Annotated in this window: 21 protein-coding genes and 1 pseudogene; 6 read left to right on the top strand and 16 right to left on the bottom strand. The window is 73.1% G+C overall.

Features of this window, described 5'->3' with window-relative positions; genetic code table 11:
• Positions 1-13: 13 nt before the first annotated feature.
• The 8 genes and pseudogenes from ACZ6QO_RS26080 to ACZ6QO_RS26045 form a co-directional block, all read right to left on the bottom strand.
• Positions 14-592, bottom strand: coding sequence for a cellulose binding domain-containing protein (locus ACZ6QO_RS26080; RefSeq protein ID WP_465854229.1), 579 nt, complete (start codon positions 590-592; stop codon positions 14-16).
• A gap of 146 nt (positions 593-738) precedes the next feature.
• A pseudogene (locus tag ACZ6QO_RS26075) lies at positions 739-1,089 on the bottom strand (fibronectin type III domain-containing protein); the annotation flags it as partial.
• Positions 1,090-1,451: 362 nt separating this feature from the next.
• Entirely contained in the window at positions 1,452-1,898 is a 447-nt protein-coding gene (locus ACZ6QO_RS26070; protein ID WP_465854228.1) for a hypothetical protein, read from the bottom strand.
• A complete protein-coding gene (locus ACZ6QO_RS26065) occupies positions 1,844-2,410 on the bottom strand; it encodes a hypothetical protein (protein ID WP_465854227.1) in 567 nt (188 codons plus the stop codon). Before ACZ6QO_RS26065 ends, ACZ6QO_RS26070 begins: the two co-directional genes overlap by 55 nt.
• Positions 2,411-3,291: 881 nt before the next feature.
• Positions 3,292-3,579 (bottom strand): GNAT family N-acetyltransferase, encoded by a 288-nt coding sequence (locus ACZ6QO_RS26060; protein WP_465854226.1) that lies wholly within the window; start codon positions 3,577-3,579, stop codon positions 3,292-3,294.
• A 779-nt stretch (positions 3,580-4,358) separates the two neighbouring features.
• The gene (locus ACZ6QO_RS26055) at positions 4,359-4,769 is read right to left on the bottom strand and encodes a transposase (protein WP_465854225.1); all 411 of its coding nucleotides are present in this window, start codon (positions 4,767-4,769) and stop codon (positions 4,359-4,361) included.
• Positions 4,770-4,773: 4 nt separating this feature from the next.
• The gene (locus tag ACZ6QO_RS26050) at positions 4,774-5,784 is read right to left on the bottom strand and encodes a nucleoside hydrolase (protein ID WP_465854224.1); all 1,011 of its coding nucleotides are present in this window, start codon (positions 5,782-5,784) and stop codon (positions 4,774-4,776) included.
• Positions 5,781-6,998 carry a translation initiation factor eIF-2B alpha/beta/delta subunit family protein gene (locus tag ACZ6QO_RS26045; protein ID WP_465854223.1) on the bottom strand — a complete coding sequence of 406 codons (1,218 nt, stop codon included), beginning with the start codon at positions 6,996-6,998 and terminating at the stop codon, positions 5,781-5,783. Before ACZ6QO_RS26045 ends, ACZ6QO_RS26050 begins: the two co-directional genes overlap by 4 nt.
• A 404-nt stretch (positions 6,999-7,402) precedes the next feature.
• Here ACZ6QO_RS26045 and ACZ6QO_RS26040 point away from each other — a divergent pair, with 404 nt between their 5' ends.
• A complete protein-coding gene (locus ACZ6QO_RS26040; RefSeq protein WP_465854222.1) occupies positions 7,403-8,746 on the top strand; it encodes a lanthionine synthetase LanC family protein in 1,344 nt (447 codons plus the stop codon).
• 36 nt (positions 8,747-8,782) lie between these two features.
• On the opposite strand, the gene ACZ6QO_RS26035 is transcribed toward ACZ6QO_RS26040, so the two are convergent.
• From ACZ6QO_RS26035 to ACZ6QO_RS26020, 4 genes are all read right to left on the bottom strand, one after another.
• Positions 8,783-10,177, bottom strand: coding sequence for a sensor histidine kinase (locus ACZ6QO_RS26035; RefSeq protein ID WP_465854221.1), 1,395 nt, complete (start codon positions 10,175-10,177; stop codon positions 8,783-8,785).
• A gap of 169 nt (positions 10,178-10,346) precedes the next feature.
• The gene (locus ACZ6QO_RS26030) at positions 10,347-10,499 is read right to left on the bottom strand and encodes a hypothetical protein (RefSeq protein ID WP_465854220.1); all 153 of its coding nucleotides are present in this window, start codon (positions 10,497-10,499) and stop codon (positions 10,347-10,349) included.
• A 158-nt stretch (positions 10,500-10,657) separates the two neighbouring features.
• Complete coding sequence (locus ACZ6QO_RS26025) at positions 10,658-11,353, bottom strand: ABC transporter ATP-binding protein (protein WP_465854219.1); 696 nt, start codon at positions 11,351-11,353, stop codon at positions 10,658-10,660.
• Positions 11,350-12,180, bottom strand: coding sequence for an ABC transporter permease (locus tag ACZ6QO_RS26020; protein WP_465854218.1), 831 nt, complete (start codon positions 12,178-12,180; stop codon positions 11,350-11,352). The genes ACZ6QO_RS26025 and ACZ6QO_RS26020 overlap by 4 nt, the downstream gene beginning before the upstream one ends.
• A 119-nt stretch (positions 12,181-12,299) precedes the next feature.
• Here ACZ6QO_RS26020 and ACZ6QO_RS26015 point away from each other — a divergent pair, with 119 nt between their 5' ends.
• Positions 12,300-13,121, top strand: coding sequence for a DUF1206 domain-containing protein (locus ACZ6QO_RS26015; RefSeq protein WP_465854217.1), 822 nt, complete (start codon positions 12,300-12,302; stop codon positions 13,119-13,121).
• A 154-nt stretch (positions 13,122-13,275) separates the two neighbouring features.
• On the opposite strand, the gene icmF is transcribed toward ACZ6QO_RS26015, so the two are convergent.
• A complete protein-coding gene (icmF, locus tag ACZ6QO_RS26010) occupies positions 13,276-16,500 on the bottom strand; it encodes a fused isobutyryl-CoA mutase/GTPase IcmF (protein ID WP_465854216.1) in 3,225 nt (1,074 codons plus the stop codon).
• Positions 16,501-16,653: 153 nt separating this feature from the next.
• Complete coding sequence (locus ACZ6QO_RS26005; protein ID WP_465854215.1) at positions 16,654-18,000, bottom strand: serine hydroxymethyltransferase; 1,347 nt, start codon at positions 17,998-18,000, stop codon at positions 16,654-16,656.
• Positions 18,001-18,220: 220 nt separating this feature from the next.
• Between ACZ6QO_RS26005 and ACZ6QO_RS26000 the strand changes: the two genes are divergently transcribed.
• The 3 genes from ACZ6QO_RS26000 (at position 18,221) to ACZ6QO_RS25990 (ending at position 19,544) form a co-directional block, all read left to right on the top strand.
• Positions 18,221-18,775: a MarR family winged helix-turn-helix transcriptional regulator gene (locus ACZ6QO_RS26000; protein WP_465854214.1), complete on the top strand. Its 555-nt coding sequence runs from the start codon at positions 18,221-18,223 to the stop codon at positions 18,773-18,775.
• 300 nt (positions 18,776-19,075) lie between these two features.
• Positions 19,076-19,324, top strand: a complete 249-nt coding sequence (locus ACZ6QO_RS25995) for a DUF6400 family protein (protein WP_465854213.1) — start codon at positions 19,076-19,078, stop codon at positions 19,322-19,324.
• On the top strand, positions 19,311-19,544 hold the full coding sequence (locus ACZ6QO_RS25990) for a hypothetical protein (RefSeq protein WP_354846688.1): 234 nt from the start codon (positions 19,311-19,313) through the stop codon (positions 19,542-19,544). The genes ACZ6QO_RS25995 and ACZ6QO_RS25990 overlap by 14 nt, the downstream gene beginning before the upstream one ends.
• A gap of 41 nt (positions 19,545-19,585) precedes the next feature.
• Here the strand turns inward: ACZ6QO_RS25990 and ACZ6QO_RS25985 are convergent, their stop codons facing one another.
• Entirely contained in the window at positions 19,586-20,383 is a 798-nt protein-coding gene (locus ACZ6QO_RS25985; RefSeq protein WP_465854212.1) for an MOSC domain-containing protein, read from the bottom strand.
• Between the two features lie 37 nt (positions 20,384-20,420).
• Positions 20,421-21,434, bottom strand: a complete 1,014-nt coding sequence (locus ACZ6QO_RS25980) for a ketopantoate reductase family protein (RefSeq protein ID WP_465854211.1) — start codon at positions 21,432-21,434, stop codon at positions 20,421-20,423.
• Positions 21,435-21,699: 265 nt separating this feature from the next.
• Between ACZ6QO_RS25980 and ACZ6QO_RS25975 the strand changes: the two genes are divergently transcribed.
• Positions 21,700-21,858 carry a hypothetical protein gene (locus tag ACZ6QO_RS25975; RefSeq protein WP_465854210.1) on the top strand — a complete coding sequence of 53 codons (159 nt, stop codon included), beginning with the start codon at positions 21,700-21,702 and terminating at the stop codon, positions 21,856-21,858.
• Positions 21,859-21,998: the final 140 nt, after the last annotated feature.

The raw sequence follows: 21,998 nt of genomic DNA, 5'->3' as shown, positions 1-21,998 counted from the left end.
ACCAGACCGATGGTCAGCCTGAGGCGCAGGTGGCGCCATTCAGGGTGAAGGAGGTGGGGGAGGGGTTGCTTCCGGAGTGGGTGCCGTTGAAGCCGATCCGTAGGGACTGGCCGGGTTTGATGGTCTTGTTCCAGGCGGTGTTGACGGCGGAGACGGCCGTGCCCGTCTGGGTCCAGGTGGCCGACCAGCCCGAGGTCAGGTGCTGGGTGGTGAGGGGGAAGGCGAACGCCAGCCGCCATCCCGAGATCGGCGTGCCCCCGGTGTTCTTGATCGTGACGTCGCTGGTGAAGCCGGTCGCCCAGCTCTTCGCCGCGTAGGTGACCGCGCACAGCGGGGTGGCCGAAGGGGTCGCGGAGGGGGTCGGGGAGGGCGACGGCGAGGGGTTGAGGTAGGTGGCGGCGTTGGACGGGTTGCTCAGATTGCCTGCGTCGTCCCGCGCCACCACCTGGAAGGTGTAGGACGCCTCGCCGCCGATCGGCACCACCAAGGTGCGCGGAAGCGGGCTGTCGTCCCCGAGGCCCCACCTGGTGGAGGAACGGACGAACACCGGCCAGTGCGTCTCGGGCGTGTAACCGCTGGTCGCCCACTGCATCGCCACGTAGCCGGGTTCAGGCCCGGCGTAGACGCGCAGGTCCCAGGGCTGGGCAGTGTCGACGGGCCGGGGGACGGGGTCGCGTTCGGCGGCTCCGCCATGGCCCTGTTCATGGCCAGGAGGCTCGGCACGCTCCGGTTTCCGGCGGCGTCGATCGCCACGACGTAGAACACGTAGGAGCGATCGGGCGTGAGGTAGTTCACCTCGGCGTTCACCTGGGTGGCCGTGTGGGTGAAGTCGGCCTGGACGCGGTTGCAGGAGCCGGTGCCGTAGGACCAGGCGTAGATGTCGTACCCGGTGACCCCGACGTCATCGGTCGACTGCGTCCAGCTGAGGCCCGCCACCCCGTTGCGGTAGATGGTGCGGGGGGTGAGATCGGTGGGTTCGCTGGGCGGGGTGGTGTCGGCGGCGGCCTGGGCCGCGCCGTAGGCGGCGCCCACGGCGGGCACCTGCCGCGCGGCGGGCACCGGGCCCGCGGCGGCGCCGGAGGCGGGCATCAGGCCGGCGCCGAGTACGACGGCCGTGGCGGTGGCCGCACAGCATCCGATCAGAAGGCCATCGACGCGGTCCCACGAGGACGCGGAAAGGGCATGAGGAGCCTTTCTCATCGAGTGGACAGCCCCCGGACGGGCCCGCCCGCTGGGTGCAGGGTCAGGAACTGGTGCTGCCGTACGCGCGGAGGCTGCCGGCACGCCATCGGTCATCGGATCCGGAGCGCTCCCGTCAGACGCCCTCGCGACCGGCCGTCGCATCGGCTCCCCCGAGCGGAACGGCGCACACGCGCCGTCCGTCTTGGATCGTGCGCCGCGGGCGAGGCCCGGGCCAACCCCCCGCCTGACCGGCGGCGTTCCACGACAGGTCAGGGGCGGGGCAGTGGTCGTGCGCAGGTGAAAGTTTCAGCCCGACGCGCAGGACCGCGTCCGATCTTTTCGGGCGGTTTCGCCAGCATGCGCTGCCCGACGCCGTTGTGCTCGTGCAGGTGGGCGAGCGCGTCGGTCCACCGTCCGGCGGCGGTCAGTGCGCGGGTGCCGTCCGCGATGAGAACCCGCCGCAGCCACGCGACGACCTCGCGGTGGTCGCTGTCGGTGGCGGTGAGGTCGCTGGGCAGGGTGATGCCGTCCAGGACGGCGGTGGCGCGATCGGTGACGGCGCGGTACAGGGCGAGCAGCAGTCGGTGGCCGTCGTCGCCTCGGCCGGCGCGGATGTGCAGCCGGGCGAGGTTGACGAGCGGTTCCAGGCCGCGGATCGCGTCTATGCCGCGCAGCGGCAGGCGTTGAGGTAGATGGCGGCGTGGCGGTGGCACCATGCGCGGGCCAGCTCGGGCAGGCCGACGTCGGAGGCGAGCAGCGCCGCCTGGTTGAAGACGGTGGAGGCCTCGCCGGGGTTGCCCCGCTGCGCCGTGTCGCCAAGCTCCGCGAGCTTGCCGACCTGCCCGGTCTGCTCGAACGCGGTGATCCACTTGTCGTACCCGGCGAGTGGTGCGGCGGCGTGCATAGGGCGGGTGTCGGCCGTCATCAGGCGGGTCATCGTCGCGAGCAGCTCGCTGCCGTCGGCGCCGGGCCCAGGGGGTGGGGTGGGCCGCAGGTGGGCGACCTTGGGCCAGACGTCGCCCTGCTCGTACCAGTCCAGTCCGGCCGCGCGTTGGAGCACGCCGATCAGCAGGATCGTGGTCTCCCGTTGACCGAGGGGCGGGGCGCCGCAGGCCTCGCGCAGCGGTATTACGTACAGGCGATCCGCTTGAGCGACTAGACCGGGGATCCGCTGGTCCGAGCCACGGCGCAGCGGTCCATGGCAGTGCAGGCGGTCGAACTCGGCCACCGCGCTGAAGGGCTGGCGCTCGCCGACACGGCCGCCGCCGGGATCCGTCAGCGCAGCCCGCTGCGGACCCGCGCTTGGATCACTGGCATGCAGGCCGAGGCGAACGCGGCCGCAGGGAACCGCCGCCAGGCGCTGAATTTGCTCCGCGCGGCAGAGCGGGACCTCGCACGGGCGGATTCTCTCCCGGAGGGGGAGCGGACAGGAAACTACCGAGGTGAGAACCTCGCAGACTGGGCTCACCCTGGCGGCGTTGGAGGATCTGCCTGAAGCTGAGCAGCACTCGGTCGCGTCGGTGGGGTCGCGGCGGACGATTGAACGGCGCTCCCGGGCGCTGATTGGCACCCGCCTGGCGCACCTCCAAGCCCAGCGAGGCGAAGCGGAGAGCTCCGCGCGGACAGTGCTCGGTCTACGCGACGACCTGGCCGCAGTGTCCTCCGCGCCGGTGGCCGGGCAGATGCGCGTGCTACGAACCGCGTGGCCGCCGTACCGGTACAGCATGCGAACCGGCTATTGGCCAGGCTCCTGCGTCGCAGCATCGGACAGTAAGCCAGTCGAAGGCGTATAAAGGGGGTGTTGCCCGCGCGACGCGGATCAGCGAGCGTAGATCTCCGCCGAACTTAAGGTGACGAAAAGCTCGGCGTGCACGCTGATCTACCAGGTGCGACGTCACCAGCCCGCAGGCTTGATGGCCGATCCTCGGCGTTCCGTTCGGCGTGCCCCGTTGCCCGGGTGTACGACAGGGATCTGCCGTCCATCGAGCCCCTACCACCCGGGGGTGCACTCGGGACCTCAGCTGTAGCATCGTCACCGTCTCGTACTCACACGAGAACACCGCCGTCCTCCCCTGGTCGCTTGGGGCGGACGGGGCGTTTTTGTCGTGGTCAGATTTTGGTGACGGTGACGAAGCCAAGAGAGCGCAGCCCTTCGACTTGGCAGAGACGGTCGGACGCGCCGCCGATCTCGGTCTGCAGGAGCTGGTAGTCGGCTCCCCAGGCGATGGCGGCCCGCCACAGGGCCCGGCCGTGGCCACGGCCGCGGTACTCGGGCAGGACACCGAAGTACTGCGGCAGCAGTCGCCGGAGTCCGGCCGAGTCGGTCATGGTCTCCATGGGGCCGATCGCCCCGACGATCCGCGTGTCCTCGGTGATGGCGAGGACCGGGCCCACCACGCCGGCTTGCATCTGGGTGTGCAGGAAGGCGAAACCGTCGCTGGTGAGCCGGTCGGCGAAGGCGGCGAAGGTCTGCCGGACGGGCTCGGGCAGGGCGTCGACGGGCCGGGCCGGGCTGGTCCTGCAGACGTCGCGCGCGGAACTGGTGGAGCTGCACGCGGGTGGTGTTCCCAGCGGGCGGCTCGTCGGGTCTGTGGAAGGTGACTATGCGGGCTGCGGCGGCGCCGTGTTCGGTCGCGAGCTTGCCCGCGAGGTCGGACGCCTCGTCGGCCGCCGGGCCGTAGGTGTAAACGGTGAGGGTGCCGTGGCAGCGCCGGGCCAGGGTCGGGATCAGGGTCCGCGCGGCGTCGTGCTCGACGGCGGCTGCCAGGACCGTCTCGTCTTTGACGCTCGACCACCGCCGGTCCTTGTCGTAGGGCAGGAACGCGCCCGTGCCCGCCACCTGGAGGACGTCCTCGAACAGGTCCGAAGCGAGAGCGTCGCGATGTACGGCGTAGGGCACCGGGATCACTGGACGCAGCCAGTGCCACTGGAAGCGCATCGCCCCACCCTGCCACAAACGGCACAGGCCCCGGCGGGAAACGCCAGGGCCTGCTGGGTGTCGATCGGTGCGGGAGGATCAGTGCGGGTTGTCGTCACCCGCGTTGCAGAAGCACTTGACGCTGTCCAGGATCACGTCGAGGCGCCCAACCGGTGTGATCTGCGTGACCGGCGGGGCTGCGGCCTCCAGGGGCCGCGTGTAGGCCGTGTTTCATAAGGCGTTGAGCCACTGGTTGATCTCAGCGATGATGACGACGGCTTCGTAGCGTGCGGCGAGCTTGTCGTAACGGGTGGCCAGGCCGCGATTGCCTTTGAGCGGGGTCGATGCCGCACTCCACAGCGTGGCGCAGCCGGTAGAGCGCGGGGTCGAAGGAGGGCGGGCGGCCGCCCTTGGACCCCTTGGCCCTGCGGTGGGCGTCCTGGTCGGCATTGCTCGGGATGCACGCCTTGATTCCACGCCGGCGCAGATGAGTCCGGTTGGCCTGGCTGGTGTAGGCCTTGTCGGCCAGGACCCGGTCCGGGCGGGTCCTGGGACGCCCGCCGCCGATGCGGGCCACCCGGATCCTGCCCAGCACCGGGATGAACTGCGGGCCATCGCCCCGCTGCCCGGCGGTCACCACCGGAGCCCGCGCGGGGGGCGGCCCGGTCATGTCGTCACCACCTTTCGGGGCGCGGGGTGGCGCCGGCGTCGGGAGGCGGGGGAGGGGAGCGCCGCCCGGTGAGGGCGCGGACGAAGCCGCGTACGAAACGCGCCGTGTCGACTTCGGTGACCACCCGGGTGTCCGGCGCGGGCTCGCAGGGGAAGGGCGCCGGCCGGCCGTCGGAGGCGCGCATCAGCCGCCCGCGCCACAGCGGGCCGTCCTTCACGACGTTGATCGGCCCGATGGCGGCGTCGGTGGCCAGGTCCGGCTCCAGCAGGACGCCGGCGGCCAGCGGGTCGTGCAGCGGGACGCCCGGGCCCCGGCCCAGGCCTCGGTAGGACTCCAGGTAGACGCGGAGCACCTGCGCCGCGAAGCGCGCCGCCGGGCCGCCGGCCGCGGACAGGGCGGCGATCTGCGGCTCGGTCAGCACGGTGGCGGCGGTGACGTGCACCCCGACCATGACGAGCTCGCGGCGTGGCGCCGACAGCGCGGCGCGCGCGGCCGAGGGGTCCCTGGCGATGTTGGTGTCCCTGACCAGGCGCTCGCCGGGGACGTCGTAGGGGCCGGAGCCGCCCATCACCACGACCGAACGATACTTTGTAAAGAGCGTCGGGTCGGCGCGCAACGCCAGAGCCAGGTTGGTCAGCGGGCCCAGCGTCAGCAGGTCCAGCTCGCCCGGCCGCTCACGCGCCAGGCGGACGAGCAGTTCGGCGGCGCTCTCGCCGGTCACGGCGGGCATCGGCCGGTCGAGGCCGAGGTCGCCGAGGCCGTCCTCGCCGTGCGCGCCCCGGGGGACGTCCGGCGCGCCCGGCAGCGGTTCCGCGGCGCCGCGCGCCACCGGCGCCGGCAGTCCGGCGAGCCGGGCGACGTACCCGATGTTGCGCACGACGTCGTCCTCCGCGCAGTTGCCCGCCACCGACGTCACCGCGACGATCTCGGCGTCCGGGCGGGCGGCCAGGTAGAGCAGGGCGCAGGCGTCGTCGATGCCGGCGTCGGTGTCGACGACGACGCGGCGGACGCTCATCGCGCGGCGGCGTCCGCCGGGGCCCCGGCTTCCGGCGCGCCGCCGTGGGCCGCGTCCGCGGCGGCGCCGTCGTGCGCGCTGCCGTGCGCGCCGTCATGCGAGGCGTCGGGGGAGACGTTGCGGGAGGTGTCGTGCGAGACGCCGTGAAACACGCCGTGCGAGGCGTCGTGGGACACACCGTGGGAGGCGTTGTGGGGGACGGTGAAGTGGTCGGAGACGCGGGCGGGCGGGAAGGCGCCGCGCTCGGTCACGATGCGGGTGATCAGGTGGGGCGGCGTGGTGTCGAAGGCGGGATAGTAGCCCTTGGCGCCCTCGGCGGCGGTGCGCGCGCCGAGCACGTGCAGGACGTCCTCGCCGTCGCGGTACTCGATCTCCACGTCGGCGGCGCCGGGCGCGAGGGGGTCGGGGGCGTGGGCCAGCACGTACATCGGCGCGCCGAACGCCTGGGCGGCGAGCGCCACCGCCAGCGTGCCCACCTTGTTGACCACATGGCCGTCCATGGTGACCCGGTCGGAGGCGACCATGGCGACGTCGGCCAGCCCGTCGGCCAGCGCCGAGGGCACCATGCCGTCGGTGATCACGGTGGGCCGGTAGCCCATCTCGACCAGCGTCGCCGCGGTCAGCCGCGCCCCTTGCAGGTACGGGCGGGTCTCGGTGCAGACGAACTCCAGCCGCTTGCCCATGCGCTCGGCCGCCTGGACGGCCGCGATCAGGTAGGCGTCGCCCCAGCAGTGGGTGAGCACGCGCGCGCCGTCCTCCAGCAGCCCGGCCGCGTGCCGGCCGAGGGCGTCGGCGCCGGCCCGGTAGTGCGCGTCGTAGGCGGCGGCGGCCTCGGCGACCGCGTCCGCCAGGTCCGGCCCGGACGCGAGGGCCAGCGGGCCGTCGGCGGTGGCCGCGAGGATGGCGGTGACCGCGTCGCGGATGTGGTTGTTGGTCGGCCGGGTGGCGATCAGCCTGCGGCCGGCGGCCCGCAGCAGGCCGGCGGCGGCTCCCGGCCCGGCGTGCCGCGCCTCGCGGGCGGCCAGCGCCATGCCGGCGGTGGCGGCGAACAGCGGGCCGTGGCTCTGGGTGACCATCTGCTCGATGGCCACCGCGACGTCCTCCACCGTGGCGCAGTGCACCCAGCGGCGCTCGAACGGATAGACCCTGCGGTCGAGGATGTCCACCCCCTCGTCGGTCATCCGTACCGAGTCGGCCAGAGTCGGTGCGCTCACGTGACCATCCTTTCGTCGAGGACCGGTGTCGGATTCCAGAGTGCCCCGCCGTCCGCGCTGTCGTGCGCCAAGAGCCGGCCGGACCTGGAGGGCCGCGTGGCGGCACCCGGGCCGCCGGCGGCCGGCGAATGGGACGAAGGGCGCGATCCACGTCAGGGTTGACCGTGGGTTCCCGGTCGGCGGTCCTGGGGCGGCGATTCACCCGGCCCGATGGGCGGGTTCGCGGGGAAATATGCCACCCGAGCGCCCCCGGAGGGTCCTGTCCGGCCGGTCTCTGTGAGATGGTTTTTGCTGCGGGCGGCGAAGGGGCCGGCCCGCGCGCCGCGACCGGACGCCGGAAGCATTGCCTATTATTCCTACCAAATGTGTAGGTATAGACTGGCCTCGCGCGCAGAGGAGGCGACATGAGCCCGGACCCCAGCCACCCGACGTGGCCAGGAGGTGAAAGCCCGCTCGCCGCGGCGATCTCCACCGGGCGCTGGATCCGGTCGGCCGCCGTCGACGACGAGCGCGGCCGCCACTGGCGCGCCAACCCCGACCCCGGCCGCCGCTCGGCCCGATCGGGCAGGCCGGGTTCGCTCTACGCGGGCGCCGCCGGCATCGTGCTGTACTTCCTGGAGCTCGCCGCGGCGACCGGTCACGAGGCCTACCTGGAGGACGCCAGGCAGGGCGCGCGCTACCTTGCCGCCGCCTGGCGGGACGAGACCGACCTGTCCCTGTACCACGGCCTCACCGGCATGGTCTTCGCGCTGGCCGAGGCCGGGTGGGCCACCGGCGACGAGAGCTTCGCGGACGCGGCCAGGGCCGCGGCCGACCGCGTCGTGCGCGGCGCCCGCCGCCTGCCCTCCGGCGTCGGCTGGACGGGCGACCCGGCCCAGCGAGGCGACGGCGGCATCATCCTCGGCCTGCTGCACGCCGCGGGCATGCTCGGCGTCCCCGAGTACGAGCGCATCGCCGTGGAGGCCGGCGCCCGCGTCGCCGACCTGGTCGTCCCCGGGCACAGGTTCGGCGAGGAGGGCTGCTCCGACCTGCCGATGGACGCGGTCACGCCCGGGTTCCTTTCTGGCACGGCCGGCACCGCCTTCTTGCTCGCCCGCCTGTACGGGGTGACCGGCGACGACCGGTTCCTGCGGGCGGCGCGCAGGGGCGCCGACTTCGTCCGCACGATCAGCGTCGTCACCGACAAGCACGTTTTCGTGCCGCACCACGTCCCCCAGGGACGCACCCTGCACTACCTGGGCCTGTGCTCGGGCTCGGCGGGGGTGGCCCGCCTGTTCTACGAGCTGCACCGCGTGACCGGCGACCAGGGCCACCTCGACTGGCTGGAGCGGCTGGCGGCCGGCATCGCCTGCAGCGGCGTCCCGCGGCGCCGGACGCCCGGTTTCTGGAACGTGGCCTGCCAGTGCTGCGGCGCCGCTGGGCTGGTGGAGACGTTCGTCGGGCTGTGGGCCGCGACCGGCGCGCGGTCGCACCTCGCGTTCGCCCAGTCCCTGGCCGACGACCTGATCGGCCGCGCCACCGGCCACGACGACGCCGGGCACCGCTGGTACCAGGCCTACCGGCGGCTGCGGCCATGGGAGGTCACGGCCGACACCGGGTACATGATCGGCGCCGCGGGCATCGGCTCGGCGCTGCTGCACCTGCACGCGGCCATGGGCGCGGGCGAGCCGCGCCGGGTCATCCTGCTCCCCGACAACCCCTTCCCGGCCATCCCCGTTCCCGCCTCGGCGCTGCGCGGCGGGTCCTGAACCTGGCGTGCCGGCCGTCCGCGGCCGGTCGTGGCGTCAGGTCTGCTCGCTGCGCCGCGGGCCGAGCGGGAGGCGGGCCACGAAGCGGGCGCCCCGCTCGCTCGGCTCGATCGCCAGGCAGCCGCCGGTGCTCTCGGCGATCTGCCGTGCGATCGACAGGCCCAGCCCGGTGCCTCCGGCGTCCTTGCTGCGGGCCGCGTCCAGCCTGGTGAACCGCTGGAAGATGATGTCCCACTTGTCCGGTGGGATGCCGGCCCCGTCGTCGATCACCTCGATGATGGCCGTGCCGTGGGCGAAGCGCGGGTCGCCGGGTGGGTCTCCCATGCGCGCGCACACCTTGACGGTGGCCGCCCTGACGGCGTGCCGCTCGGCGTTGTCCATCAGGTTGGTGAACAGCCGGGCCAGTCGCAGCCGGTCGCCCATCACCACCACGCCGGGCTCCAGCTCCCTGGTGATCCTCAGGCCGCCGCGCCGGCGATCAAGCTCGCCTGCGACCAGCTCCGACACGTCCACCGGCTCCCGGGCGCCCGGCGTACCCGCGTCCAGGCGGGCCACCAGCAGCAGGTCGGACACGATGGCCTGCAACCGGTCGAGGCTGGCCAGCAGAGAGCGGCTCATCGCGTGCACGTCGGTCTCCTCGGGGGCGAGCATGGCCCCCTCCACCTCGGCGCGCATGGCGGTGATCGGGCTGCGCAGGTCGTGCGAGGCGTCGGAGGCGAACCTCCGCTGGCGCTCCATCGCCTCCTCGAGCCGGTCCAGCGTGTGGTTGACGCTCTCGGCGAGGCTGTGGATCTCGTCCTTGCAGGGCGGGACCGGCACGCGGCGGCCGGGACAGGTGGCGTTGATCTCGTCGAGCTCGGCCCGGATGGCGTCGACCGGTGACAGCGACCCGGTCACCAGCCGGTGACTGCCGTAGGCGGTCACCGCGGTGATGAACAGCACCGAGGCGGCCGCGATGGCGGCGAGCCTCGGGTGGACCCACGGCTTGACGGCCGGCGCGGAGGCGTAGACGAGCCAGTCGCCTCCGGCGCGGGGCACCTTCCTGACCACCACGAGCTGGCAGTCGTCGCGCCGGAGCACCTGGCCGCACACCGTGCGGACCGCCTCCGTCCGGCCCGGAGGCGGCTCGAACCAGGCGATGCGGGGCTTGCCGCGCATCAGGTCGGTGGACGCCGTGACCCGTCCCTGCGGGTCGACCACCTGCAGGTTGCGCACGCGCTCATAGGGCACGGGAACGGGCAGTTCGTCGCGTTGGAGCACGGAGGCGACGCGGCGAGCGGCCGCGACGACCTCTTCGGTGAGGTAGCCGGTCGCGTAGACGTGGACGGAGACCAGCATGACGCCCGCCAGCGTCGTGGACAGCAGGGCGGCCACGAGAGCGGCGAACAGCGTGAAGCGCCCTTTGACCGACCAGCGGTGCCGCACGCTCACCGTGATCCCCCCTTAGCCCCCAAGAACAAGTCGACCACACAGGTCGCGGGCGTTCGCGGCGGGGGCGCGGGGGAAGGCCGGGCGAAGGGCGCGTGGCCCGGCGTGGGAAGGCCGGCCGGGCGAATGTCGGCCAGGCCGGGCCAAAGGGGGTTAGTCCCGGCGAAAGGGGTTAGTCGGCGCGTCCGGCGGCGGCCTCGGCGGCCTTGGCCGTGAGCGACCGCACCGCCTCGGTCAGATGCGCGACCTGGACCTCGAGGGTGTGCACCCGCGCCTCCAGTTCGCCGGCGCTGGGGGGCTGGTTGGCGACGATCTGCCTCGGCATCGGCGGCCGCTCCTTCCACGAAGTTCACAACGCGGGCCTTGCAGGAACGCGGGGCGTCGCGATCCCAGCGCTTTACCTCTGCCCACACATCGGCGTGGCAAAGCACATCCGGCCCTATAAGCGTAGGTGACCTCGTCGCGCCCCTCCGGCGGCGACCCTCAGGAAGCGGTCAGGCGGGCGGCGTAGCGGGTCCGGGGGTGCCGCGCCACCTCCTCGGGCGTGCCCTCCTGCACCACCGTGCCGTTCTCGACGACGACGAGCCGGTCGGCCAGCTCCGCCGCCTCCAGCGGGTCATCGGTGACCAGCACGCAGGCGCCGGCGAAACAGGACAGGCGACGGCGCAGCAGAGCCCGCAGGTTCGCGCGCGCGTGGTCGTCCAGGCCGGCCAGCGGCTCGTCCAGGAGCAGCACCCGCGGCCCCGCGGCCAGGGAGCGGGCCAGCGACACCCGCCGCGCCTCCTCGCGCGACAGCTCGCCAGGGCGGGCGTGCGACAGGGCGCCGAGGCCGACCTCCTCCAGCCAGGCCGCCGCCGCGCGGCGTGCCTCGCCCCGGCCCGCGCCCTGGCAGCGGGCGCCGAAGGCCACGTTGTCCAGGACGCTGAGGTGGGAGAACAGCAGCGGGTCGCGCAGCACCATGCCGACCGACCGGCGGCCGGGCGGGCGCGCCTGCAGGGAGACGCCGTCGACCAGCACGTACCCGCCCGCGGGCGCGGTGAGCCCGGCCACCAGCCGCAGCGCGGTGGTCTTGCCGGCCCCGCTCGGCCCGGCGAGCGCGACGACCTCCCCGCCGGCGACCCGCAGCCGGACGTCCAGCAGCAGGGGCGGGCGCTCGGCGACCAGGTGGGCGTCCATCATGCCGGGTCCGCCCAGCGTTCGCGCAGGCAGGCCAGCACCGCCGCCGACGCCGCGAGCAGCGCCAGGCTCAGCACCACGGCGGCCTCCGGGTCGGCGCGCAGGGCCAGGACGACGGCCGGCGGCGCGGCCGGCCTCGTCCCGGCCAGGCCGCCGGCGAAGACCAGCGTCGCGCCGAACTCGCCGAGGGCACGGGCCCAGCACAGCAGCGCGCCCACCGCGATCGCGGGCGCCAGCAGTGGAAGGGTGACCCGGCGGAACACCGTCCAGTGCGAGCCGCCGAGCAGCGCGGCCGCCTCCTCCACGCGCGCGTCCTGCCGTCTCAGGGCGCCTTCGATCACGATGACCAGGAACGGCATCGCCACGAACGCCTGGGCGCACACCACCGCCCAGGCGTAGGAGGGTTCCGCCGGGCCTGCGGCGGACGGCCACGCGCCCACGGCGCCGTCGCGCCGCAGGGCGAGCAGCAGGGCGACGCCGCCGGCCACCGGCGGCAGCAGCAGCGTCAGCCTGACCAGGGCGCGGACGGCCCGCCTGCCGCGGAAGTCCACCCGCGCCAGCATCCACCCCAGCGGCACCCCGGTCAGCAGGCAGCCGAGCGTGGCCACGACGGAGGTGACCAGCGACAGCCACAGCGCCTCCAGCAGGGCGGGCTCGGCGGCGCGGTCCGCCAGGCTCGCCCACGGCGCCCGCACGACCAGCGCTGCCACCGGCAGCGCCAGGAGCAGCAGGGCGGCCGCCGCCGGGGCGGCCAGCACCAGCGGCACGCCGGACGGCCCGTCGTGGACGGCGCCGCGCAGCCTGCGCCGGGTGGTCATCAGTACCCTCATGCCGCGTTCCTCCCCTTCGCGGCGCCGCGCCACGCGAACGCCCGGGTTCATGATCGGCATGGGACGTTTACTTCCTGGCTAAATGTGTAGAGGAGGGGACGATTCGAAAGGAGCGGCCCATGAACTCAGTGACCTCGGCCGGTCACCAGGCGCGCGGCGCCGCGCGGCAGGCGACCAACACCCGGGCCTTCGACCGTCTGGCCAGGTTCGGCATGGCCTGCCGGGGCGTGCTGTACGCCCTGGTCGGCATCCTCGCCCTGCAGATCGCCTTCGGCGGCGGCGGCGAGGAGGCCGACAAGACCGGAGCCGTGCACACGGTCGCCCAGCAGCCGTTCGGCACCGTCCTGCTGTGGCTGATGGCGGTCGGGTTCGTCGCCCTCGCCGTGTGGCAGCTCTCCGAGGGCGTGATGGGCGGCCTGGACGCCAAGCACCGCGTGGAGGCCATCGCCCGCGCCGTGGTGTACGCCCTGGTGGTCGGCACCATCCTCAGCTTCCTGCTGCGCGGCACCACCGGGCGGTCGAGCGACGCCCAGTCCAAGGACCTCACCGCCACCGTCATGGACTGGCCGGGCGGGCAGTTGATCGTCGGCGCCATCGGCCTCGGGATCATCGCGCTCGGCGTCTACTGGATCTACGAAGGCGTCAAGAAGAAGTTCTGCGAGCACCTGCGCACCGGCGAGATGTCCCCGGCCACCCGTGGCGTCGTGGAGAAGCTCGGCATGGTCGGCTACAGCGCGCGCGGCGTGATCGCGGTCGCGGCCGGCGTGTTCTTCGTCCACGCGGCGCTCACCTACGACCCCGACGAGGCCAAGGGCATCGACTCCACGCTGCGGGCGTTCGCCGACACCCCGCTCGGACCGTGGCTGCTGGTCGTGGTCGCCCTGGGCGTGCTGGTCTTCGCCGCCTACTGCTTCTGCGAGGCCCGCTGGCGCCGCACCTGACCTCTGCCCTCCTAGACGACGCGACGGGCCCGGGCGCCCCGCCCGGGTCCGTTCGTCATGCCGGCACCGCACCGCGCCGAGACGGGCCGGCGCCGCGCGGCGGCCCGTTGCCGGCCGGCGCCGTGCCGATCGGCGCCGTGCCGGCCGCGGTGGCTCAGACGTTGCGCCGGTACTGGCCGCCGGCCTCGAACAGCGCCTCGGTGATCTGGCCGAGCGAGCACACCCGGGCGGCGTCCATCAGCGCGGCGAAGGCGTTGCCGTCGGACATGGCGGCCTCCCGCAGCCGCCGCAGCGCCTCGGGCGCCTCGGCCGCGTGCCGCCGCTGGAAGTCCCGCAGCCGGGACAGCTGGCCGCGCTTCTCCTCCTCGGTGCCGCGGGCAAGCTCCAGCGACCCGTGCTCGACCACGCCGTCGGGGTTGCGGAAGGTGTTCACGCCGATGATCGGCAGCGAGCCGTCGTGCTTGCGGGTCTCGTACAGCAGCGACTCGTCCTGGATGCGGCCCCGCTGGTAGCCGGTCTCCATCGCGCCGAGCACGCCGCCGCGCTCCGACAGCCGCTCGAACTCCGCCAGTACCGCCTCCTCGACCAGGTCGGTGAGGTCGTCGATGACGAAGCCGCCCTGGAGCGGGTTCTCGTTCACCGCCAGGCCCCACTCGCGGTTGATGATCATCTGGATGGCCATGGCGCGGCGCACCGACTCCGCGCTCGGGGTGGTGACCGCCTCGTCGTAGGCGTTCGTGTGCAGGCTGTTGCAGTTGTCGTAGATCGCGATCAGTGCCTGGAGGGTGGTGCGGATGTCGTTGAAGTTCATCTCCTGGGCGTGCAGCGACCGCCCGGAGGTCTGGATGTGGTACTTGAGCTTCTGCGCGCGCTCGCCGGCGCCGTAACGGTCGCGCATGGCCACCGCCCACACCCGGCGCGCGACCCGGCCGAGCACGCTGTACTCGGGATCCATGCCGTTGGAGAAGAAGAACGACAGGCTCGGCGCGAAGTCGTCGATCGCCATGCCGCGCGCGAGGTACGCCTCCACGTAGGTGAACCCGTTGGCCAGGGTGAAGGCCAGCTGGGTGATCGGGTTCGCCCCGGCCTCGGCGATGTGGTAGCCGGAGATCGACACCGAGTAGAAGTTGCGCACCTCGTTGGCGATGAACCACTCCTGCACGTCGGCCATCATGCGCAGCGAGAAGTCGGTGGAGAAGATGCAGGTGTTCTGCCCCTGGTCCTCCTTGAGGATGTCCGCCTGCACCGTGCCCCGCACGGTGGACAGGGTGGCCGCGCGCACGCCGGCGGCCTCCTCGGCCGTGGGCTCGCGCCCGTTGTCGGCGCGGAAGCGGTCCAGCGCCTGGTCGACCGCCGTGTGCAGGAAGAAGGCCAGGATGGTCGGGGCCGGCCCGTTGATGGTCATCGACACCGAGGTGGCCGGCGAGCTCAGGTCGAAGCCGTCGTACAGGGCCTTCATGTCGTCGAGCGTCGCGATCGACACCCCGGAGGTGCCCACCTTGCCGTACACGTCGGGCCGTTCCGCCGGGTCGTTGCCGTACAGGGTCACCGAGTCGAACGCCGTGGACAGCCGGACGGCGGGCTGGCCCTCCGACAGCAGCTTGAAGCGCCGGTTGGTGCGGAACGGGTCGCCCTCGCCGGCGAACATGCGGATCGGGTCCTCGTCGGCCCGCTTGAACGGGAACACCCCGGCGGTGAACGGGAAACGCCCCGGCAGGTTCTCCGAGCGCAGGAACCGCAGCAGCTCCCCGTGGTCGGTGTAGCGAGGCAGGGCCACCCGCGGGACGCGGCTGCCCGACAGCGTGGTGCGCCACAAGGGCGTGCGCTGCTCCTTGCCGCGCACCGTGACCACCAGCTCCTCGGCGGAGTAGGCCGCGACGGTGGCGGGCCAGTCCTCCAGCAGGGCGCGGGCGCCGGGCGACAGCTCGGCCTCGGCCCGCTCGCGCAGCGCGTCCAGCGTGGCGAGCGCCGCGGCGTCGCCGCCCTCGGCGGCCAGCAGGTCGCGTACCTGGTGGAGCTGCTGGCGGCGGCGCGCGGCCTCCGCCTCCACCGCGGTGCGCCGGTGGTACTCGCGCACGGTCTCGGCGATCTCGGCCAGGTAGCGCACGCGGGCCGGGGGGACGATGGCGGTGGCCAGGCTGGAGGTGGTCACCGAGGTCCGCGGCAGCAGCCCCGGGCTGTCCGGCAGGCCCTGCTCCCCGAGCAGGTCGCGCAGCCGGTGGTAGAGCGCGGTGACCCCGTCGTCGTTGAACCGCGCCGCGACGGTGCCGTAGACCGGCATGTCCTCAGGGGAGGAGCCGAACGCCTCGCGGTTGCGCACCAGCTGGCGCCGCACGTCGCGCAGCGCGTCCTGCGCGCCGCGGCGGTCGAACTTGTTGATCGCCACCACGTCGGCGAAGTCCAGCATGTCGATCTTCTCTAGCTGCGAGCTCGCGCCGAACTCCGGCGTCATGACGTACAGCGAGACGTCGCTGAACGGGACGATGGCCGCGTCCCCCTGCCCGATGCCGGGCGTCTCGACGATCACCAGGTCGAACCCGGCGGCCCGGCACACGGTGATCGCCTCTTCCAGGTGCCCGGGAAGCTCGTGCGCCCCGCGCGTGGCCATCGACCGGAAGAACACCCGGTCGCCGCCGAGGCTGTTCATGCGGATGCGGTCGCCGAGCAGGGCGCCGCCGCCCCTGCGCCGGGTCGGATCGACGGCGATGACCGCGACGCGCAGCTTGTCCTCGTAGTCGACGCGCAGCCGGCGGATCAGCTCGTCGGTGAGCGAGGACTTGCCCGAGCCGCCGGTCCCGGTGATGCCGAGGACCGGCACGCGTCGCGCGGCGGCCGCGTCGCGCAGCGCGGCGAGGTAGGGCGCGCCGGCCCGCCCGGCCTCGACGTAGGTGATCGCGCGGGCCACGGCCCGCTGGTCGCCGCCGAGCACCGAGGGCGGCTCCCCGCCGGCGGCGAGGTCGGCGTCGCACGCCTCGATCAGCGTGTTGATCATCCCGGCCAGGCCGAGCCGGTGGCCGTCCTCGGGAGAGAAGATCTTGGTCACGCCGCGGCTCTCCAGCAGCGCGATCTCCTCGGGCACGATCACCCCGCCGCCGCCCCCGTACACCTTGACGTGCCCGGCGCCCCGCTCGCGCAGCAGCTCCACCAGGTAGGTGAAGAACTCGACGTGACCGCCCTGGTAGGAGCTGACCGCCACGCCCTGCGCGTCCTCCTGGATCGCCGCGGTGACGATCTCATCGACGGAACGGTCGTGACCGAGGTGGACGACCTCGGCCCCCTGGGACTGCAGAATGCGCCGCATGATGTTGATCGCGGCGTCATGCCCGTCGAACAGCGCGGCCGCGGTCACCACGCGCACAGGGTTGGCAGGTACGTGCACCGGGAGCTCCTCAGGCAAGTTACTAGGACGTCCTAATAAATTGTAGGACGTCCAACTACCCACCCGATAGCCGACCATGCACTCAGGCGGTGAGCCCACCCGACACGGCACACGCCCCCGCGCCGCGCTCCGCGGGCGTGCGGCCGGTGTGGATCACCCGGCTGCGGAGGCGCGCAGGGCCGCGGTTCGGGGGCGTATGGTGGCCGGGTCGGCTGACTTGATCAGTAGGCGGGCCATGAGGTCGGCCAGGGCGGGCATGTGCCCGGGGGTCAGGCCACGGCGGGTGATCTCCTGGGTGCCGATGCGCAGGCCGCGCATCGGTTCGCCGGGCGGCTGGTCCGGCAGGCCGATGCCGCTCAGATAGATCCCGCCCGCCGCGAGGGTGCGCGCCGCGTCGTCCCCGCCGCCGAACGCCCCGGCGTCCACCGCGACGTGGTGGGACGCCGTCCAGCCCAGGTCCGCCGCCGCCACGGTGAACCCCGCCTCGTGCAGGGCCGAGGCCAGCGCGGTGGCGTTCGCCATGCACGCGTCGGCGTACGCCGGGCCGGACTCGGCCAGTTCGGCGGCGGTGACGGCCAGCGGGGCCAGGCGCGCGGCGTCGTAGTTGGCGGTCAGGCCGGGGTAGGCCGCCGCCGAGACCCGTTCGGCCAGATCCTCGTCCCTGGTCACGATGGCCGCGCCGGGCGGTCCGCCGAAGGACTTGTAGGTGGACATCGTCAGGACGTGGGCGCCGTCCTCCAGCGGGCGCTGGAACCGCCGCCCGGCGATCAGGCCGGCGACGTGCGAGGCGTCGTAGACGAGCGTCGCCCCCACGGCGTCGCACGCCGCCCGGGTCGCGGCCACGTCGTGCGGGAAGAGCATCAGGCTCGCGCCGATGACCACGATGGCCGGGCGCTCGCGCCGCAGGAAGGCGGGCAGCGCCGCGTGGTCGATCGAGAACCGGGCCGCGTCATAGGGCAGGTCGGCGACCCGCAGCCCCCGGACGCCGGCCGCGCCCTGCGCGTGGTGGCTGGCGTGCCCGCCCGCCGCCTCCGGCAGCACCGCGATCGTGTCCCCGGGGCGGGCGAACGCGGTGTAGCAGGCCAGGTTGGCCAGGGTGGCGCTCTGCAGCCGCACCTCGGCGAACCGCCCGTCCATCAGCGCGGCCATCCGCAGCGGCGCCAGGGTCTCCAGCACGTCCAGATGGTCGAGCCCTGTCTGGAACTTGTCGTCCGGCCACCCCATCGACGGTCTGCTGGACACGCTCACCTGGTGCGCGGCCAGCGCCCGCGGGGTCATCGTGTTGGTGCCCGCGTACAGCACGATGCCCTGCTCGTCGAAGGTGCGGCGGTGCTCGGCGAGCGCGCCGGAGACCGCCCGCGCCACCCCCGCCGCGTCCAGCCCGCCGAGCTCGGACTCCAGTTCCGCGAGCCGCCGCTGGGCGCGGGCGGAGGCCCAGGGGGCGACGCGGCTACGGCCTTCCGGTTCCAGGAGGATCACTCCGTTCGGTGACGCGCTCACCGTGGACCGCGCTCCGGACGGACAGGCGTGCGGTCCGTCCGTGCTCACGGCCGCGCATCGCGGTTCGTGCAAGATCGGACGAAGCTGACCATACGGTGGCACAGGCCTTCATTTCCACCTATTCCGGGAGGGCGTGCGCGTCCGTCCCTTCTGGGTTCGTGGCGGGGAGGGCTCGGTGATCGAAGACGCCGATCAGGCGCGTGTCGGTAGGATCGGCGATGTGACGCGAGCGGGGTGGCTGGACGAACGAGAACACCTCATGTGGCGCGCCTTCGGCGACATGCGCCATCGGCTCGACGCCGCGGTCGAGCGGCGGCTCGGCGAGGTCAACCTTTCGGCCGCCGACTTCGAGCTGCTCCTGCCGCTCATGGAGGCGCCCGAGTGGCGGCTGCGCGCCCGCGAGCTGCGGCTGAAGATCGATTGGGACCGCAGCAGGCTCTCCCATCAGATTCGGCGCATGGAGAAGCGCGGCCTGCTCGTCAGGGAGGACTGTCCCGGCGACGCCCGTGGGACGATCATCCGGCTGACCCAGGAGGGCGCCGACGCGATCGCGGGCGCCGTGCCCGGTTACGTCGACACCATCCGCCGGTTGTTCATCGACCTGCTGACTCCCGAAGAGACGCGGATGCTGACGTCCCTGTCCCACCGGGTGCTGGGACGCATCGCCGACGACGCGCTGGGGCCCGGCAAGTCCCTCTACGTCACGACGATCGATCACTCGCCCGTCACGCCGGCCGGCTCCGTCGACTCCGACTCGCCGGCCGACTCCGACTGACCGCCTCTGACAGGCCGATTCTCATCGGCCGATTCCCACCCGGATGACTTTGACCGGCCGGCATTGACGGGCTGATTCCGGCTGATCGGCTCGGACTCGCCTGCTCAAGCCGTTCTTGCCGGACTCGGCCGCCGCTCGGGCCGTCCGGTTCCGGCCGTCCGGCTCGGGGCGGTCACGCGGTGTCGTGAGAAGTGTCACGTCATGGCAACGCCGTAGAGGTATCGCCATCCGAAAAGGCGACATATGGTATGTAAACGGACAAATGTCCGTGCCTAGTCATCGCCTACGGGAAGTCGCGTCATGAGCCACGACACCGGCCATCCGCACATCGTCTTCGAGATGGACCTCTCACAGCAGGAAGCCCGCCGCCGCGCCGAGGTGGTCGCCGCGCTCGGCGAGCACTGGGACCCGCTGGAGGCGATACGGGGCGAGGAGGAGGCGTACGACCTGCTCTACTCCGGCCTGGACGCGCGGCAGCTGGAGACCTACGACATGCTCGTGGCCGCCGGGGTGCTCCCGCGGCGGAAGGCCGGCCGTGCTGCCGATTGACCCGGACGCCGACATCGGCCGCCGCGCGTGGATCCCCTGCCCGCGATGCCGGGACGACCGGCACTGCGCCGACTGCGGCTCGGGCCGCAACTGCCGTGACCACTGGCGCTATCTGCTGAGCACCACGGGAAGCGTCCTGCACGTGCAGTGCCCGGGCTGCACCCACCTGTGGGACCACGAGACCCACTTCGGCGCCGGCGGCCCCCGCCCGGCGTTCTGACGTTCTCCGGAACCGCTCCGCCGACGTTCGGGGACGGCGCGTCAGATCGTTTCCACGGCGGGAGCCGGGTCCGCCGCCGGGGTCGGGATCGCGTCCGCCGCCGGTTCCGTGAGCGACACGGTGACCGGGTCGCCGACCCGGACGGTGCCGGGTCGTACGACCCGCATGATCAGGCCGAACTTGTTGTCGTGTTCGGAGATCAGGTGCTTCTGCAGCTCCGGCCACCGCTCGCGCCCGTGCGGATCCCAGCTCGGCACCGCGCACCTGATGCACGGCCCGGTGTGCCGGCCGGTCGTGCCGAGGACGACGTCGCCGACGGCGATCGTGACCTCGCCGCTGAAGGACTCCTCGGCGAAGGCCGGGGCGTCCAGTTCCAGGTGCAGGTTGGTCCGGAAGCGCTCGATCTCCACCGGGGCGCCCATCTCCAGCTCAAGGGCGCGGCGTGACGCCTCGAAGGTCACCAGCAGCGTCGGCCCGCGGTCCTGCTGCCCGTCGGCCGCGCGCAGCGACACCGGCATCTCGAAGGCGTCCGCCAGCGCGGCGGGCAGATCGGGGTCGTCCCACGCCCACGCCGCACCGCTCGCCGAGTACAGCACCGGCGGCCCGGGAGGTTCCGGAGAGCCGTCACAGGTCGCCGGGTAGGCGGCCTCCCAGTCGAGCATCCGCGGTATCTGGCGCACGGTCAGCCGCGTGCCCGCGCGTTCGGGCCGCTCGTCGACGAGCGCGTACGCGCGGTCTCCTGCCATCCCGCGGGCGTCCAGCAGGGCCGCGGCGACCCGTTCGCCGCGCAGCGACTTCACCGGCCAGCGGTACAGGCCGCCGATCCTTCCCCGATACATACCAGCAGCTTAGGGGACCCGGGAAAGGACCATTCCGTCACCCGGCCGGCGGGGCGGCGGCCTCCTCTTCGACGAGCTTGAGCAGGTCGGGCACGGTCATCGAGCCGGGCGGCCTGTGCTCGCGGGCGAACTCGCCGGCGACCCTGCGCACCGTCTCGTTGGCCGGGGTGGGCACGCCGTGCAGCCGGCCGAGCAGGACGATCTCGCCGTTGAGGTAGTCGGCCTCGATCGAGCCGCTGCCCTTGGCCAGGCTCTGCCACGACGAGCCGCCCGGCCGGTCCACCCCGTCGACCGCCGTCTCGTTCACCTGGTCGCCGCGGGTACGGCGTTCCTCCTCGGGAGAGGTGTAGGCGATGCCGGCCGCGTCGAGCACGGCCCTGCCCTCGGCCAGCAGGCGTTCCATCAGCGGCTCCGTGCCGGGGACCGGGCCGCAGATCGCCTGGTGGGCGTTGCCGAGGTTGCCGAGCAGCTTGGCGTACTTCCAGCGCATGACGTCCTGGTCCACCGGGGCGGCGAACATGCTGCCGCGCAGGTCGGCGGCGACGCGTTCGATCGTCTCGTCGGCGCCGCCGGGGTAGCGGCCGAGGGTGAGCATGCCGGACAGCGGCGCCCCGTGGGAGACGACCGTGCCGGGTTCCAGGTGCAGCGCCGGCAGCCAGACGCACATGCCGTAGACGCGGCGGAACAGGCGCAGCGCCATCCGCTCGTTCTCGACGGCGTTCTGGGCGCAGACCAGGGGCAGCGTGTCGGCCGCGGCGCCGCCGCCGGCGACCGGGCGCGGCGCCCACTGCCGCAGGATCGCGGCGGTGTCCTGGGTCTTGACGGCGAGCACGAGCACGTCGCCTTCATGCAGGTCGAGCTCCTCGGGGCCGCCGGCCGCGGTGACAGGGACGGTGGCCTCGCCGTGCGGGGAGATCAGGCGCAGGCCGTCCCGGCGGAGGGCCGAAAGGTGGGCGCCCCGTGCGACCAGGACGACGTCGTGCCCGCTCTCTGCGAGCCGGCCGCCGATCGTCCCGCCGACCGCACCGGCGCCGATGATGATATAGCGCATTTTGCGATCCTCGCATGATCGTCTCAACCGCCGCCCGGGGGGTGCGGGGATGCCTGGACGGCCGGGCCGGGCCAGAACGCCGGTGTCCGGCCGGTTACGAGATTTCGGTTCTTCCGTAAGCGCGATAGCTCGCGGCCGAAACCTGGCGAACCTGGACGTTCTGCTGACCGCTCATGAAGATGATCTCGACCGTTGCGCCGTAAATCGGAAGACCGGATCATCGTGATCACCATCATCTCGCCCCGCGGGCCGGAGAGGAGACATCATGCTGGGTCTCGTCGACCGTCTGCTGACGCGTGTCGCCCACAAGGCGACCGTGGAGGCCGGGTGCAGCAACTACTACTACTGCTCGGGTGGGGTCAGGTACCTTCGCCAGTGCTGCCTGAACGAGGGGTGCACGACGGTCAGGGTCGGCATCTGCTGACGTCGCCGCGATAAGCGTCCCGGGGGGGGGGGGGGGGGCGCCCCCCCCCCCCCGGGGGGGGGGGGGGGGGGGGGCGCCCCCCCCCCCGGCCGCCAGAGCACCGGCGAGGGCGGTGCCGACGAGCAGGTTGCGGATCTTGC

Source organism: Sphaerisporangium sp. NPDC049457, from assembly GCF_055586705.1.
This window is presented reverse-complemented; position numbering and strand designations above follow the sequence as displayed.

Excerpts from the sequence above, each read along its gene's own strand:
- ACZ6QO_RS26020 (WP_465854218.1), bottom strand. The coding sequence starts at position 12,180 with ATGAGGGTACTGATGACCACCCGGCGCAGGCTGCGCGGCGCCGTCCAC.
- ACZ6QO_RS26025 (WP_465854219.1), bottom strand. The coding sequence starts at position 11,353 with ATGATGGACGCCCACCTGGTCGCCGAGCGCCCGCCCCTGCTGCTGGAC.
- ACZ6QO_RS26070 (WP_465854228.1), bottom strand. The coding sequence starts at position 1,898 with ATGGTGCCACCGCCACGCCGCCATCTACCTCAACGCCTGCCGCTGCGC.
- ACZ6QO_RS26055 (WP_465854225.1), bottom strand. The coding sequence starts at position 4,769 with ATGACCGGGCCGCCCCCCGCGCGGGCTCCGGTGGTGACCGCCGGGCAG.
- ACZ6QO_RS26030 (WP_465854220.1), bottom strand. The coding sequence starts at position 10,499 with ATGCCGAGGCAGATCGTCGCCAACCAGCCCCCCAGCGCCGGCGAACTG.
- ACZ6QO_RS26080 (WP_465854229.1), bottom strand. The coding sequence starts at position 592 with ATGCAGTGGGCGACCAGCGGTTACACGCCCGAGACGCACTGGCCGGTG.
- ACZ6QO_RS26050 (WP_465854224.1), bottom strand. The coding sequence starts at position 5,784 with ATGAGCGTCCGCCGCGTCGTCGTCGACACCGACGCCGGCATCGACGAC.
- ACZ6QO_RS25975 (WP_465854210.1), top strand. The coding sequence starts at position 21,700 with ATGCTGGGTCTCGTCGACCGTCTGCTGACGCGTGTCGCCCACAAGGCG.
- ACZ6QO_RS26015 (WP_465854217.1), top strand. The coding sequence starts at position 12,300 with ATGAACTCAGTGACCTCGGCCGGTCACCAGGCGCGCGGCGCCGCGCGG.
- ACZ6QO_RS25985 (WP_465854212.1), bottom strand. The coding sequence starts at position 20,383 with ATGTATCGGGGAAGGATCGGCGGCCTGTACCGCTGGCCGGTGAAGTCG.
- ACZ6QO_RS25995 (WP_465854213.1), top strand. The coding sequence starts at position 19,076 with ATGAGCCACGACACCGGCCATCCGCACATCGTCTTCGAGATGGACCTC.
- ACZ6QO_RS26040 (WP_465854222.1), top strand. The coding sequence starts at position 7,403 with ATGAGCCCGGACCCCAGCCACCCGACGTGGCCAGGAGGTGAAAGCCCG.
- ACZ6QO_RS25980 (WP_465854211.1), bottom strand. The coding sequence starts at position 21,434 with ATGCGCTATATCATCATCGGCGCCGGTGCGGTCGGCGGGACGATCGGC.